Origin of the sequence: Clostridioides sp. ES-S-0005-03, from assembly GCF_020658455.1 — a bacterium.
Classification (GTDB): Bacteria; Bacillota; Clostridia; order Peptostreptococcales; family Peptostreptococcaceae; genus Clostridioides.
On sequence record NZ_JACVWI010000003.1, the window covers coordinates 320720 to 335579 of the forward strand.

Annotated in this window: 14 protein-coding genes; 12 read left to right on the top strand and 2 right to left on the bottom strand. The window is 30.4% G+C overall.

Annotated features, from left to right (window positions below):
• Positions 1-196 precede the first annotated feature (196 nt).
• The 8 genes from IC218_RS14155 (at position 197) to IC218_RS14190 (ending at position 7360) form a co-directional block, all read left to right on the top strand.
• Positions 197-2287, top strand: a complete 2091-nt coding sequence (locus tag IC218_RS14155; protein ID WP_227824742.1) for a molybdopterin-dependent oxidoreductase — start codon at positions 197-199, stop codon at positions 2285-2287.
• Between the two features lie 86 nt (positions 2288-2373).
• Positions 2374-2709: an anti-sigma F factor antagonist gene (gene spoIIAA, locus IC218_RS14160; RefSeq protein WP_227433405.1), complete on the top strand. Its 336-nt coding sequence runs from the start codon at positions 2374-2376 to the stop codon at positions 2707-2709.
• A 13-nt stretch (positions 2710-2722) separates the two neighbouring features.
• The gene (gene spoIIAB / locus IC218_RS14165) at positions 2723-3151 is read left to right on the top strand and encodes an anti-sigma F factor (RefSeq protein ID WP_227433404.1); all 429 of its coding nucleotides are present in this window, start codon (positions 2723-2725) and stop codon (positions 3149-3151) included.
• A 22-nt stretch (positions 3152-3173) separates the two neighbouring features.
• Positions 3174-3938 (top strand): RNA polymerase sporulation sigma factor SigF, encoded by a 765-nt coding sequence (gene sigF, locus IC218_RS14170; RefSeq protein ID WP_227433403.1) that lies wholly within the window; start codon positions 3174-3176, stop codon positions 3936-3938.
• A gap of 238 nt (positions 3939-4176) precedes the next feature.
• Complete coding sequence (spoVAC, locus tag IC218_RS14175) at positions 4177-4614, top strand: stage V sporulation protein AC (RefSeq protein ID WP_227824743.1); 438 nt, start codon at positions 4177-4179, stop codon at positions 4612-4614.
• Between the two features lie 168 nt (positions 4615-4782).
• The gene (spoVAD, locus tag IC218_RS14180) at positions 4783-5796 is read left to right on the top strand and encodes a stage V sporulation protein AD (protein ID WP_227433402.1); all 1014 of its coding nucleotides are present in this window, start codon (positions 4783-4785) and stop codon (positions 5794-5796) included.
• Between the two features lie 12 nt (positions 5797-5808).
• Positions 5809-6171, top strand: a complete 363-nt coding sequence (gene spoVAE, locus IC218_RS14185; RefSeq protein ID WP_227433401.1) for a stage V sporulation protein AE — start codon at positions 5809-5811, stop codon at positions 6169-6171.
• Between the two features lie 169 nt (positions 6172-6340).
• On the top strand, positions 6341-7360 hold the full coding sequence (locus IC218_RS14190; RefSeq protein WP_227482987.1) for a LacI family DNA-binding transcriptional regulator: 1020 nt from the start codon (positions 6341-6343) through the stop codon (positions 7358-7360).
• Between the two features lie 130 nt (positions 7361-7490).
• Here the strand turns inward: IC218_RS14190 and IC218_RS14195 are convergent, their stop codons facing one another.
• On the bottom strand, positions 7491-8363 hold the full coding sequence (locus IC218_RS14195) for a LysR family transcriptional regulator (RefSeq protein WP_227433399.1): 873 nt from the start codon (positions 8361-8363) through the stop codon (positions 7491-7493).
• A gap of 148 nt (positions 8364-8511) precedes the next feature.
• On the opposite strand from IC218_RS14195, the gene IC218_RS14200 reads away from it, so the two are divergent.
• Genes IC218_RS14200 through IC218_RS14215 form a run of 4 tightly spaced genes read left to right on the top strand, consistent with a single transcriptional unit; the run spans position 8512 to position 11958 of the window.
• Positions 8512-9345: a DUF3100 domain-containing protein gene (locus IC218_RS14200; protein ID WP_227433398.1), complete on the top strand. Its 834-nt coding sequence runs from the start codon at positions 8512-8514 to the stop codon at positions 9343-9345.
• A gap of 14 nt (positions 9346-9359) precedes the next feature.
• Positions 9360-9824, top strand: coding sequence for a hypothetical protein (locus tag IC218_RS14205; RefSeq protein WP_227433397.1), 465 nt, complete (start codon positions 9360-9362; stop codon positions 9822-9824).
• A gap of 13 nt (positions 9825-9837) precedes the next feature.
• Positions 9838-10983, top strand: a complete 1146-nt coding sequence (locus IC218_RS14210; protein ID WP_227433396.1) for a M20 family metallopeptidase — start codon at positions 9838-9840, stop codon at positions 10981-10983.
• Positions 10984-11022: 39 nt separating this feature from the next.
• Positions 11023-11958 (top strand): DUF1177 domain-containing protein, encoded by a 936-nt coding sequence (locus IC218_RS14215; RefSeq protein ID WP_227433395.1) that lies wholly within the window; start codon positions 11023-11025, stop codon positions 11956-11958.
• A 204-nt stretch (positions 11959-12162) separates the two neighbouring features.
• Here the strand turns inward: IC218_RS14215 and IC218_RS14220 are convergent, their stop codons facing one another.
• A complete protein-coding gene (locus IC218_RS14220) occupies positions 12163-14838 on the bottom strand; it encodes a transglycosylase domain-containing protein (RefSeq protein ID WP_227433394.1) in 2676 nt (891 codons plus the stop codon).
• Positions 14839-14860: the final 22 nt, after the last annotated feature.

Genomic DNA, 14860 nt, shown 5'->3' on the forward strand with positions numbered 1-14860 from the left:
TGATTCTAATGATAGCATAGTACTTTCTCAATTTAATTTGCTTAAAAGTAATTTTATATGAATATCATATTTATAAGGTATTTTTAAATTTATTTTGATAAAATATACTTATGTCTTAAACAGAGTATTTTAAGTATATGAAATTTAATGAAAATATAGTGAATATGTAACTTTTATAAGGAGATAAAGATATTTTATGGATACAATAAAGAAATTAAGTCATGGATGTACACTAGATTGCCATGATTGTTGTAAATTTAATGTTTATACTAAAGGAAATAATGTGATAAAAATTGAAGGAGATAGAAATCATCCTTATACAAAAGGATTTATATGTAAAAAGGGGTTTGCTCATTTAGATAGATTAAATCATAAAGATAGGATAGAGACTCCAATGTTAAAGGTAGATGGTCTATGGAAAAAGATTTCTTTTGATGAAGCATTAGAGATAATGGCAGATAAACTCCTATTTTATAAAGAACATTATACATCAAAGTCTATTATGCACTATGACCAATATGGAAGTGGGTCTATATTAAAATATATAGGAGATGTATTTTTTAATTTTTATGGAGGAGTTAGTAGGCATAAGGGTGGCCCATGTTGGAGTGCAGGAATGCATGCCCAAAAGTATGACTTTGGAGTAGCTAAGGGACATGCTATAGAAGATATGCTAAACAGCAAGAGTATATTTATATGGGGAAAAAATCCAGCATATACTACCATTCATACTATGCAAATAATTAAAAAAGCCAAAGAAAAAGGGATAAAAATAGTAGTCATTGACCCTATATATACAAAGACTGCTCAAATGGCAGATAAGTACATACAAGTAAACCCTGGAACAGATGGAGCATTAGCTATAGCTATGGCAAAAATTATAATAGAAGATAACCTGCAGGACGAAGAATATATAAATTCGTATGTTGTTGGTTTTGAGGAATATAAAAAATATTTGGATTCATTAGATTTAAACTTTTTATGTAATGAATGTGGTGTTAAAGAAAAGGATATAAGTGCATTAGTTGATTTATATGCTAATAAATATTCAAGTATAAATGTAGGTTATGGTCTTCAAAAGTATAAAAATGGAGGAAATACAATAAGAGCGATAGATGCATTAGGAGCTATAACAGGTCAAATAGGATTTAGTGGTGGTGGAGTGAATTATGCTAATAAGGTTTATCCAAATGTGATAGATGCTGACCCTTATAATAGCCAATCATATGGCGAAGATAGGGAGTTTTATGTAAGTAATATTAGCAAGTTTATAGAAGAATCCTTAAAAGACAGTATATCAGATGAAGTTAATAATACATTAGAGAAACCAAATAATACATTGAACAAGTTTGATAAGATGTCAAGTAAATCACTAAAAGGAAATATTCCTATAAAGATGGCAGTAATAACTAAAAGTAATATGTTAAATCAATTGCCAGATTTAGTAGAGTTAGAAAGAGTTTTTTCAAAGATTGAATTTAAAGTATGCTTTGATATGTTTATGACTGACACAGCTACTTTATGTGACTTATTTATACCTTGTACAAATACGCTTGAAAGTGAAGATATAATTTATAGTTCAATGACCAATCCATATATAACATACAATGAAAGAGCAGTAACACCAAAGCATGAATTGATGGATGAGTATTATTTTTTTATGGAGTTAGCTAAAAAGATGAAACTAGAAGGTTATCCTTTTGTAACAAAAAAAGAATACTTAGAAAAAGTAATTGAGCCGCTTAAACGTTTTGAGAAAAGTCTAGATATAGAGAAACTTAAAAATAGTTATTTTACTATACATAATCCTATTGCTTGGGAAGATAAGAAGTTCGAAACTCCATCTGGAAAATATGAACTTTATTCAGAAAGGATAAGAGATTTAGGAATTAGTCCAATTCCAGTGTATATAAGTAATAAAACTAGAAACTTTGAAGATGAAAATAGGAAAAATATTTTTAGACTGCTAACTAATCACCATGCAGATACTTTGTTTAGTCAACACTTTATGGATAAGACATCTATAGCTCAAGCGTATATAAATCAAATTATGGCTAGAAAAATAGGTGTTAACAATAAGGATATTGTAACTTTAAAGTCAAAAAAAACAAAAATAGATGTACAGATAAATATAGATAGTGGAGTAAGTGATTATATAGTAAAAATGTATGTTGGATGGTGGAAGAAACATGGCAATCCTAATAGTTTAACAGATACTGGTATATCTGATATTGGTGGTCAAGTAACATATAATGAAACGATGGTAGAAATAATACGACAAAACTAGTTAAATTTCATTGAAGGAATAGAAATGCGATTATAGAATTGATTAAAAGTTACTATTTTTACAAAACTATTGAAGGAGGGATTTTGATGGTAAAATATTCCTTAGAACATAAGAATCTATACATAGAATTTATGTGCTCAGAACTAGACCACCATGTAGCTAATGAAATAAGGGAAGAAATAGATAACTTATTAAGTGTTAATCAAGTAAAAAATGTTGTATTTGATTTTGGAAATATTAATTTTATGGATTCTTCAGGTATAGGTGTCATCATAGGTAGATATAAAAAAATTTCTAATGAAGGGGGACGAGTTTCAGTAATTAATATAAGTTCACGAGTTAAGAAAATTTTTGATTTATCTGGGTTAAATAAAATTATTGGCATTTATGATACGTATGAAGAAGCTCTAAGTTCTTTGTAGGGAGGAGTATGTGATGAATAATATTATGGAAGTTAAATTTTCGGCACTATCAGAAAATGAAAGTTTAGCAAGAGTTATAGTAGCATCATTTGCAGCAAAATTAGACCCAACAGTAGATGAATTAGTTGATATAAAGACTGCTGTCTCTGAGGCTGTTACAAATGCTATAATACATGGATATGAAGAAGACAGTTCTAAGTTTGTTTTTTTGAAATGTGAGATAGAGGGAAATACTATAAAAATCGTAGTTGAAGATGAAGGGTATGGAATAGAAAATGTGGAGAAGGCAATGGAACCACTTTATACATCAAAACCAGAACTTGATAGATCAGGAATGGGATTCACAGTTATGAAAAGCTTTATGGACGATGTAGAGGTAAGTTCTAGAAAAGATAATGGCACTAGAATTGAAATGACTAAAAAAATAAATTTGCCTAAATAAAGTCCAAAAGTGAGGTTTTATTATGGAAGTAACTGTTGCCAGAGAAGAAAAAAAACCTCTTCTTAGTCATGAAGAGACTCTAGAACTTATTGATAAAGTTCAAAATGGAGATGAAGAGGCAAAAGAAATATTAATATCAAGTAATTTAGGTCTAGTTAGGAGCGTTGTATCTAGATTTTTAAATATAGGGTATGATAGAGAAGATTTATTTCAATTAGGTTCTATAGGTTTAATAAAATCAATATATAAATTTGACCCTAAATTTAATGTTAAATTCTCTACTTATGCAGTACCAATGATTCTAGGTGAAATAAAGAGATACTTAAGAGATGATGGTATGATAAAAGTATCAAGGTCATTGAAGCAAATAGCTGTAAAGGCCAAGATGGAAAGTGAAGCTTTAACTAAAAAGCTAGGCAGAGAACCAAGTATAGAAGAAATAGCTCAAGCATTAGATGTAGAAAAAGAAGATTTAGTAATGGCTATGGAAGCTAATTTTAATGTAGAGTATTTGCAAGGTGTTATTCATGAAGAAGAAGGTTCTCCAATATGCCTTATTGATAAGATAAGCATGAAAGGAGAAAGTGAGGAAGAAAAAGTTGTAGATAATATATTATTAAAGGATATACTTGGAAGACTGGATAAGAGAGAACGTCAAATAATAGTTCTCAGATATTTTGAAGATATGACTCAAAGTGAAATAGGAGAAATGCTCAATATATCACAGGTTCAAGTATCAAGAATAGAGAAAAAAGTATTATCTAAGTTAAAAGAATATATATCATGATAATACTTATGATATATTAAACTTTTTAGAATTTTTATATTAAGTTTTTAAGTTACTATTAAAAAATTATAAGTTCAAATAAAAAATATTAAAAAACAAGGTGTCTTTATGATAGAAAATAAATTATTTTCTTTATTAGGCATCTTTTTTATTTTTTGACAAAACTTTGAGTGTCTAAAATAAATAATAGGTTTATTTTTTTAAAATTAACAAATAATACTTTAGAGAGGTGTTTAGTATGGATAAAAATTATAAAAAATATGTAGACCAAATAAGCCCAAAACCTACATATTTAAAAAACTATACAATTGCATTTATTGTAGGTGGAATTATTTGTATGATAGGGCAAGCCATAAGTGATTTATACATGAAAGTTGGAGGTCTTGATAAATTAGGTGCTAGTTCCGCTACATCAATAACACTGATATTTATAGGGGCATTTCTAACTGGATTAGGAGTTTATGACCTAATCGGAAAAAGAGCAGGAGCTGGTTCTATAATACCAATAACAGGTTTTGCTAACTCAATAGTATCTCCTGCTATGGAGTATAAAAGAGAAGGATATGTATTAGGTGTAGGTGCAAACTTATTTAAAATTGCAGGGCCAGTTTTAGTTTATGGTATAGGTTCTTCTATTTTATGTGGAATTATTTATTATATTTTTAAGATGTTTTAGAGGATTTTTATTTAATTTAAATTTTATTAATTATGAAGAAGATATGAAATCTGAAAAATAGTTATGGAAGTAGTTAGTTAGGAAATAATCATGCAGATTTTAATTAATATTTTTAATTAATATTAAAAAATTAAATATTAAAATGCAAAATTAAAAAGGTGTGAAAATATGAAAAATAAAAGAATTGGAAAAAGAACAGTCAAGCTAGAGAATAAACCAACAATAATATCAGCTGGTACTATAGTAGGTTCTAAAGAAGGTGAAGGACCATTAAAAGATTATTTTGATATGATTATGACTGATGATTTATATGGTGAAAAAACTTGGGAATTGGCTGAAAGTAAAATGGTAGAGACTGCATCTCAGAAAGCCATACAGAAGGCAGGAAAAAAACTGTCAGATGTAAATTATATGCTAGGCGGGGATTTAATCAATCAAATAGTACCAGCATCTTTTGCTGCAAGAGAATTAGCAATTCCATTTTTGGGTATATATGGCGCTTGTTCTACAATGGCAGAAGGACTTTGCATAGGTTCTATGCTTGTAGATGGTGGTTTTGCAGATTTAGTGCTATCAGGAACATCAAGCCATTATTGTACAGCAGAAAGACAATTTAGATTTCCACTAGAATTAGGAAATCAAAAGCCAATGACAGCTCAATGGACAGTTACAGGAGCAGGAAGTGTTTTATTAGCTCCTAATGGAGAAGGTCCTAAAGTAAAATATGTTACAGTTGGAAAAGTAATAGATAAAGGTATTGATGATGGTAATAATATGGGACCAGCCATGGCTCCAGCAGCAATAGATACTATATATTCTTATTTTGAAGATACTAATGATGACCCAAATAGCTTTGACATAATTGCTACTGGCGATTTAGGTACACTTGGCAAACAAATAGCAGAAGACTTTTTGAAAGAGAAGGGTGTAGATATTTCAAAGTGTTATACTGATTGTGGTATAGAAATGTTTAACCTTAAAGAGCAAGATGTTCACTGTGGTGGGAGTGGATGTGGATGTTCAGCTACAGTATTTGCAGGATATATATATGAAAAATTAAGAAAAAAAGAATTTAACAAAGTAATGCTTGTATCAACAGGAGCACTATTATCACCAACAAGTACACTACAAAAGCAAACAATACCTTGTGTTGCACATGCAGTAGTAATAGTAAATGAGTAGGAAGTGATATATATGTTAATGGAATACGTAAGAGTATTTATTGTAGGTGGAATTATATGTTTAATAGCTCAAGTAATGATGGACTACTTTAAAATGCAAACTCCATATGTTATGGTGACATATGTAACAACTGGTGTAGTTTTAACTTTTCTAGGACTTTATGAACCATTAGTTAAGTTTGCAGCAGCAGGTGCAACAGTTCCTATAATAGGATTTGGATATTCACTTGCCAAAGGAGTAATAAAATCAATACAAAGTGATGGATTTTTAGGTATTTTCCTAGGTGGAACAACTGCTACAGCTGGTGGGATAGCCGCAGCTATATTTTTTGGATATATTATGTCGGTAGTATTTACACCAAAAGCAAAACCATAAAACCACTTAAATATATGATAATTTTTTGTATAAAGTAGGTAGATATCTTTTTAGATTCTACCTATTTTTTTATACTTACAAGCGTTTACATAATCAAGTTGACAATTATTTACAACATGGTGTAGTATTATATTAGCAAAAATAAAATGAAGTGAAGTAGGGGATAAAGATGGTAACTATTAAAGATATTGCAAGGAACCTAGGCATTAGCTATTCAACTGTTTCTAGGTGTTTAAACAATAATCCTAATGTATCTGAAAAAACAAAAAAGAAGGTAGTGGAAGAGGCTAACAGGCTAGGGTTTCATTTTAATGTAAATGCGAGAAATCTAGCAAAAAAAGAAACAAATAGAATAGGGGTAATCTTTTCAAATAATTTTAATCATCAAGACACTAGAAAATTTTTTAGTGATATAATGGACAGTTCTATAAATTCTATTGAGACTAATAAGTACGACTTTATAATACAGCCCAATAACAACATTAGTGGTGATAGTAATGTCTATAAAATGGTTAATGGACAAATGGTTGATGGATTAGTAATAGTGTCTCAATCAATAAAAAAAGAAGAGTATGAGTTTTTAAAAGACAATAATTTTCCACACGTATTCATATATTTTAAGCCATCTTTTGTAGGAGAGGTAGATAACTTCTTTTGGGACGATAACGTATATGGAGGCTATATAGCTACTAAACATTTAATCGACCATGGTCATAAAAATATAATAACAATAACTTCAGAAGATAAGAGTTCAAAAATGCATGAAGATAGAACCAAAGGGTATTTAAATGCTATGGAAGAAGCTAATTTAAAGACAGATGTAATTGAATCTAAAATGGATTTTGAATCTCAAGTTGAACTATTAAGAAATCATATTGATAAAATAAAAAAGGCTTCAGCTATATTTGTGCAACAAGATGTACCAGCTATTTCTATAATACAAGAATTAAAAACTACTTATGGTATAAATGTACCAGAAGACTTATCTGTAATAGGATATAATAATATTGAATTAATATCTTACTTTAGGTCACACTTATCGACAATAGATGACCCAAGAGAGCAAGTTATAAAAAATGGAGTAGATAGTTTAGTAAATACAATAAATAAAAAGAGCACAGAACATATCCCAAGAAAACTTTATCCAAGACTAATTATAAGAAACAGCGTTAATAGAATAAAAGACTAAAAGTAATCCAGTTGATTATAGAATTTAATATCAATAAAAACTTGAATAAATAAAAATACTGGAATGAAAGTTCATTCCAGTATAAAATCTAACTTTTGAGTCTCGGTACAACATTGAGATTTATTATTTTTTAAGTAGTTTCATTAAGATAGTTTTTTATAAAATCAATAAACATTCTTGTTGACTTGTTTAAAAATTTATTATCTGTCCAATATAGCTCAATAAATTGCTCACATCTTATATCATTAATAGGTAATAGTTTAATAGAAGATTCATAATCTATACACCATGATTTTTCAGGAATAAATCCAACTCCATGACCTTCTTTTATCAAATTATAAACGGTTGAAGGAGAATCACATTCAAAACCTACATTAGGTTCAAAGTCAGCATAGTTACAAAATCTATCTGTAATTTTTCTGAAATTTGTACCTTCATCTAAACATATAAAATTCTCATCTTGTACATCTTTAAAATACACACTATTAAGCTCTGATAGTGGATTGCTGTAAGGTACACCTATAAATATTTCTTCACTAGTTAATACTTCATAATTTGATGACTTAAATTCAAAGCAATATGAAGTAATACATATATCAAAATCGTAGTCAAATGTTGATTTTGGAATATGTTGCATTAATTTGAATGAAATATTTGGATGTAATTTTTTAAATTCACTAAGTACATCTAAAATTAACCCTGATGCAGTAAGTACGATTAATTTGATTTGGTCAAATTCACTACAAGCTAAATCTTTTATTTCTTTAGTTGATGTATCTAATAAATTAAGTATAGAATCAACTCTTTTAAGAAAAATATTTCCACAATAGTTTAATTTAATAGACTTTCCTTTCCTGTCAAATAATTTTACACCTAAATCCATTTCAAGTAGAGCTATACTTTTGCTAAGTGCTGACTGTGTTACATGTAATTGCTTAGCAGCATTAGTCATATTTTCAGTACAAGCTACAACTTGAAAATATTTTAATTGTAATAAATCCATGATGCTTAATCCTCCTTTTGCTTTATGACTAAAAGCATATAAAAATAATGAAACATTTATATTATACATTATCGATGAGAGAATATATAATTAAATCACTAATACTTATATTGTAAGAAAATTATAAAAATTGCAAGGAGGTATAAAAATGAAAGGAATTAAAAATGCTCTGATAGCAGCCTGTATAATTACCGTATTGGCTGAATTAATTGGGCCTATTTCATTTAAAGTTATGGGTATTAATATAACTTTACTTAGTATACTATGGGCTATCTTTATAGGTATGGCTGTTTCCCCTCATTTGTTAGGAAGGGTTATACCAGCTTTAAAAAAGTTTATAGGAGATAATGAAATAAATGTATCTCCATATCTTTTATCTTTAACTCTATATCCATTAGGAATAATGTTTGGAATTAATGCAGGTCCTAAAGTTGGTATATTACTTCAAGCAGGACCAGCACTTTTATTACAAGAGTTTGGTCATATGGGTACAATGTTGATAGCATTACCTGTTGGAGTAGCACTAGGTCTTGGAAGAAGTGCATTAGGAGGGACTTTTTCATTATGTCGTGATACAGCACTAGGAATTATTGGGGATAAGTATGGATTAAATTCACCAGAAGGTATAGGAACATTGGGAACTTATATAAGTGGTAGTATCTTTGGAACATTATTATTTTCATTTTTGGCACCATTGGGTGTTCTTATAGGCTTTCATCCATATGCTTTAGCAATGGCATCAGGAATGGGAAGTGGTTCTATGATGGGGGCTGCAACAGCATCATTGATGAATACTGTCCCAAATATGTCTGAACAGATTTTAGCTTATTCAGCTACCAGTGGATTGATTACAGCTGTTACTGGAATATACATAGAATTATTTTTATCATTACCAGTTGCTAATTATTATTATAGTAAAGTGGCTCCGATTATTGAGAAGTTTAGAAGTAGAAAAAAAACAAAAACAAGAGATGTCTTATAATGGAGGATGTATAGATGGAAAAGACTTTGAAGACTATTATGGAACAGATAAAAATAGTAATGTTCATATATATTATTATTTGCTTTGGACAGGCTATAGCACTTAAAACACAGGCTAAAGATTTGTTGATTGGAAGTGTATTTGGGTTTATATTAGTAATAATTGCTATTGTAATAAAGAATTTTGTTAAGAGACCAAATTTACCAGGTTTTGCATGGGCGACTTTAGTTGCGTTTGTATTATCACTTCCAATATCACCAGTTGGAGATTTTATAGCAAGTAATATAGGAAAAATCAATTTTATGTCTACAGTAACACCATTATTAGCTTTTGCAGGAATTTCTGTAGGTAACCAATTAGACATATTAAAGACTTTGAGTTGGAAGCTAGTAGTTATATCATTTATAGTTATGACATCTACTTATTTTGGTTCTGCTTTTATATCTCAAACAGTTCTAAAAATAAATGGAATGATTTAAGGAGGTAGTAAGTATGAAAGAATTAAAATTAAAAATCAAAGAAGATATAAAGCTGTTATCTGATGAGAAAAAAGCATCATTTGAAAAGGTATCCAAATCTTTATTTGAAAATCCAGAATTAGCATTTGAAGAATTTAAATCACAAAAAGCATTATGTAATTTATTAGAAGAAAATGGATTTGATGTGACAAAGGGTGTAGGAGGATTAGAAACATCTTTTGAGGCAGTCTACTCAAATGGAACTGGTGGAAAGACAGTAGCTTTTCTAGCTGAATATGATGCACTTCCAGGTATGGGACATGCTTGTGGACATAATATAATAGGTACAAGTTCTGTTGGAGCGGGTATTATTTTAAAAGAAGTTATAAAAAAATATGATATAGAAGGAACTGTAAAAGTATTTGGAACACCTGCAGAAGAAAGAGTAGGTGGAAAAATAACTATGATTAGAGAAGGGGTATTTAAAGATGTAGATGCTGCATTAATTTTACATCCATGTGATGCTTCAATACCTGATGATATATCATTTGCTCAAGTTAACTTAAAATTTGATTTTAGTGGAAAAGCTTCTCATGCTGCTGCTTATCCTTGGGAAGGAAGAAGTGCATTAAGTGGAGTAATAGCATTATTCAATAGTGTAAATAGCATGAGATTACATCTTAAAGATTATGCAAGAGTACATGGAATTATAACTGATGGAGGTAGTATACATAACATAATTCCTGAAAAATCTATAGCTATATTTAATGTAAGAGCATTAAGTATAGAATACCTAAATGAAATTTGTGATATGCTTAAAGATTGTGCTAAGGGAGCTGCAATTTCTACAGGAACTAGTGTAGAAGTAATTCAATTAGATGAGATATATAAAGAGATAAAAAATGATTCAAGATTGGTAAATATAGTTAGAGAAAATTTTGAAGTATTGGGTGAAGATTATATTGAAAGAGATTTAACTCAAGGTATTGGTTCAACTGATACTGGAAATTTAACTCATGAAATACCTGCAATACAAGCATATATAAAATTAAAAGAAAACACTGCAACTCATACAGAAGAATTTGCTGTAGCTGCTGGTGGCGAAGAAGGAAAAATAGCACTTATAAAAGCAATTAAAGTACTAGCAATGTGTGGTGTAGATGTTTTGTACAGTAAATAATGTATTACTAAAAAAATACATGAAGAAAGGAGACTAAATATGATATTAAAACAAGTATTAGAGGTTTATGACATTTTAGACAAATCAACTGCAAGTGGAGAAGAAGTGAAGACATACTTACAAAGCTATGGTGGAGAAAATATAATAGTAAAAAAGCTATCATCAAGTAAAGGTTCTACAGACTTAGTTAAGCTTACAATTGCTGGTAAGAATGGTAAATTAAACGGAGGAAATGCCCCTACTCTAGGTATTTTAGGCAGACTTGGAGGTATTGGAGCAAGACCAGATGTAATAGGTTTTGTTTCAGATGGTGATGGAGCATTAGTAGCAATTTCAGTAGCAGCGAAACTTTTAGATATGCAACGAAAAGGAGATGTGCTAGAAGGAGATATTATAATTTCTACTCATATTTGTCCAGATGCTCCAACTAAAGAGCATTATCCTACACCTTTTATGGATTCACCAATAGATATGACAACTATGAATGAAAATGAAGTTGACAGTAGTTGTGATGCAATACTTTCAATCGATACTACTAAAGGTAATAGAATAATCAATACTAGAGGATTTGCAATATCGCCAACTGTCAAAGAAGGGTACATATTGAAAACTAGTGATAATCTTTTAGATATTATACAGACTGTAACTGGAAAATCTCCATTTGTATTTCCTTTATCTATTCAAGATATAACACCATATGGAAATGACCTGTATCACTTGAATAGTATTTTACAGCCAGCAGTTGCTACAAATTCTCCAGTAGTTGGAGTAGCAATTACTACAGAAATGCCTGTTGCTGGATGTGCTACAGGTGCAACTCATTTTAGTGATTTAGAGTCAGCTGGTAGATTTGCAATTGAAGTTGGCAAATTATTTGGTGTAAATAAGTGTGATTTTTATGATAAGGAAGAATGGGATATACTTATCAAAAGATATGGGAAATTAAACGCATTCCAAACTTTTGGTATACAATAAGCAAAAAATATAAAGTTTATATAGTTTGTAATAAGTTTATATAGTTTGTAATATATAAATATTATAACAATCGCCACATTAATTATAATTACTAAAAAAGGAGTGTCTCATCGAGGATTTCTAAAAATCACTTTGAGGCAACTCCTTATATTTTTGTTTTAATTTTAATTATTTATTAATATTTAAATGTAATCTTTTATTAAACTATGGTGTTGTATTTCCACCACCATCAGGAGGGGTGACAGTACCACCACTGTTTCCACCATTGTCAGGAGGGTTAGTAGTACCACCACTGTTTCCACCATTGTCAGGAGGGTTAGTAGTACCGCCACTGTTTCCACCATTGTCAGGAGGAGTAGTAGTACCGCCACTATTTCCACCGTTATCAGGAGGAGTAGAGCCACCACCATTATTACCTGAATTATTGTTGTTATTATTGTTTTCTTCTTCTTGTTGATTATTATCTGGTTTCTTTGTATCTTCAGGAGATGGCTGAGAACTTACTCTAGAAGGAGCAGTACCTTCAATAAATGCTGCTTTAGAGCCAGAAGATTGCTTTCCTCCATCTTCTAAATTAATTTTTGTAAAATATACATTTTTAGGAACTTCAAATTCAGTAACTGTTAAATTTGCATGTATTTTTGCCATGATTTTTTGCCAAAGTTTTGCTGTACTAGTACTTCCATGTGGAACATCTCTACGTTTTATAGTGTTACCAGCATCATCTTTTCTACCAGCATCATCTCCAATGTATGTTGCTCCTACATAATAAGGTGTATAACCAACAAACCAAGCATCATATGCGCTATTTGTAGTACCTGTTTTACCTGCAACAGGCATTCCTTTAGGAAGTGATGCAATACCACCTGTACCTTCAGTAATTACACTTTCTAACATATCTGTAACAACATAAGCTACTTCTGGGTCTACAACTTTATGCTCTTCAGGAGCGTTTTTAACTAATAATTGCCCATCAAAAGTAGTTATAGTAGTGTAAATAGATGGTTCTACATAAACTCCTTGATTTGCTAATGTACCATAAGCAGCAGCCATCTGAAGTGGAGTAATACCACTTGCCATACCACCAAGTGTTAATGCTGGGAACTGTCTATCAGTTGCTCCTGTTTGGCTATTTTTAACAGTTGTTATACCAAAGTTCTTTAAGTAGTCCATCATTATATCTATACATTCATCATAAGAATCTCCAAGCATCTCAGCAGTTTTAACTGCTATTGTATTTGAAGATTTAGCAAGAGCTTTACGTAAACTCATAGAGCCATGACCACTAGTGGTAGTTCTTGGATTCCATTTAGTGTTTTCTTCAAATTTATATCCTCCTCTAACATCATTTAGAGCAGTCGATTGTGTAATCTTTAAAGTATCAATAGCTGGTGTATAAATTGCTAGAGGTTTTATAGAAGAACCTGGCTGATGAGGGCTAGTAGCACGATTTAAAGTTTTTCTGCCACTTATGTTTCGGCCTCCAGCTAGTGCTCTTATTTCACCATTTTTGTAATCTAAAATTACCATTGCAGACTGTGGCTGGCTAACTCCATCAGGTCCAACCATATGTCCTGGGAAATTGCTATTTTTATCAAATTCTTCTTCCAAAGCATCCTGCATTTTAGGGTCTATAGTTGTATTTACAATTAGACCACCATTGTAGAATAAGTTTTGAGCTTCATCATTTGTATGTCCTTGTTCCATTAGGGCATTTATAACTTCACTTTCAATAAGGTCTTCTACAGATGAAGAAACTTTATCTGCTGATTTAGGTAATTTTATTTCTATCTTAGCATTAATTGCTTCATCATATTCTTTTTGTTTTATATATCCTAGGTCTAACATTTTCTTTAGAACAATTTCTTGTCTTTTCTTAGCTTCAGGGTTGTTTATAGCTTTTCTAACAACTAATGTACCTGCTTTTAGCTGTCTATAAGTATCACTAGATATAAGTTCCCAAGTTTTTAATTTCTCAATCATATCAAAGTCTACTTGAGTTGGGTCATCTAAATCATCATCAGTTGTATTAACAAAAAATAACAACTTATTCTCTAAGTCACTCTTAGTTTCATTTCCATCTAATTTAGAAGTTTTGTAAGCTGAAAACCTAGATGGATTTTTAGTTGAACCAGCAAGAAGTGCTGACTCAGCTATAGTAAGGTCAGATGCAGACTTATCAAAATAACCACGTGCACCAGCCTCAGCTCCTGCAAGACCCTTTCCAACGAAGAAGTTATTTAAATAAGTTTCTAGTATTTTGTCTTTACTTACTGTCTTACTCATCTCATATGCATAATAAATATCTTTTATTTTACGAGGTAGAGTTTGTTGCTCAGTAGTCAATAGCATCTTAGATACCTGCATAGGAATAGTACTACCACCTTGCTTAGTACCAGTAAGAGTTTTTAATACTGATCTAAATAAACCTTTAATGTCAACACCCTTGTGTTCATAAAAACGTTCATCTTCTATTGCAATTACTGCATGTTGAAGATGAGTTGAAATTTTATCTAATGGAACGGGTGTCTTTTTATTTACACTTGGAGCAGTAGATAATGTTTTTCCATTAGCGTATTTAATTGTAGTTGTTTGGTTTGTTTGCTTGTCTAAAACAGCTTCTGTAACTGGAGAGACATCTCTTAATGATGCAAATACTAATCCAGCAGTACCTGCTGCACCAACAACTAATAAAACTAAAAATACTATACCAAATACTCTTAGTTTTTTAAATTTATCGCTTTTCTTAGATTTCTTCTTGCTTTTAGTTGAATGAGTTTTGTTAGCTGAATTTCTATTAACTGGTTTATTTGAGCTACTAGATGAACTAACCTTTTTTCTTCTTATTTTATTTCCATTTTTATCATTATCGTTATTCATAAGATTTTAACCTCCTTACTTA

Coding starts and splice junctions, on each gene's coding strand:
- spoVAD (WP_227433402.1), top strand. CDS start 4,783: ATGAAAAATAAAAGAATTGGAAAAAGAACAGTCAAGCTAGAGAATAAA.
- sigF (WP_227433403.1), top strand. CDS start 3,174: ATGGAAGTAACTGTTGCCAGAGAAGAAAAAAAACCTCTTCTTAGTCAT.
- spoIIAA (WP_227433405.1), top strand. CDS start 2,374: ATGGTAAAATATTCCTTAGAACATAAGAATCTATACATAGAATTTATG.
- IC218_RS14220 (WP_227433394.1), bottom strand. CDS start 14,838: ATGAATAACGATAATGATAAAAATGGAAATAAAATAAGAAGAAAAAAG.
- spoVAE (WP_227433401.1), top strand. CDS start 5,809: ATGTTAATGGAATACGTAAGAGTATTTATTGTAGGTGGAATTATATGT.
- IC218_RS14200 (WP_227433398.1), top strand. CDS start 8,512: ATGAAAGGAATTAAAAATGCTCTGATAGCAGCCTGTATAATTACCGTA.
- IC218_RS14190 (WP_227482987.1), top strand. CDS start 6,341: ATGGTAACTATTAAAGATATTGCAAGGAACCTAGGCATTAGCTATTCA.
- spoVAC (WP_227824743.1), top strand. CDS start 4,177: ATGGATAAAAATTATAAAAAATATGTAGACCAAATAAGCCCAAAACCT.
- IC218_RS14155 (WP_227824742.1), top strand. CDS start 197: ATGGATACAATAAAGAAATTAAGTCATGGATGTACACTAGATTGCCAT.
- IC218_RS14215 (WP_227433395.1), top strand. CDS start 11,023: ATGATATTAAAACAAGTATTAGAGGTTTATGACATTTTAGACAAATCA.
- spoIIAB (WP_227433404.1), top strand. CDS start 2,723: ATGAATAATATTATGGAAGTTAAATTTTCGGCACTATCAGAAAATGAA.
- IC218_RS14195 (WP_227433399.1), bottom strand. CDS start 8,363: ATGGATTTATTACAATTAAAATATTTTCAAGTTGTAGCTTGTACTGAA.
- IC218_RS14205 (WP_227433397.1), top strand. CDS start 9,360: ATGGAAAAGACTTTGAAGACTATTATGGAACAGATAAAAATAGTAATG.
- IC218_RS14210 (WP_227433396.1), top strand. CDS start 9,838: ATGAAAGAATTAAAATTAAAAATCAAAGAAGATATAAAGCTGTTATCT.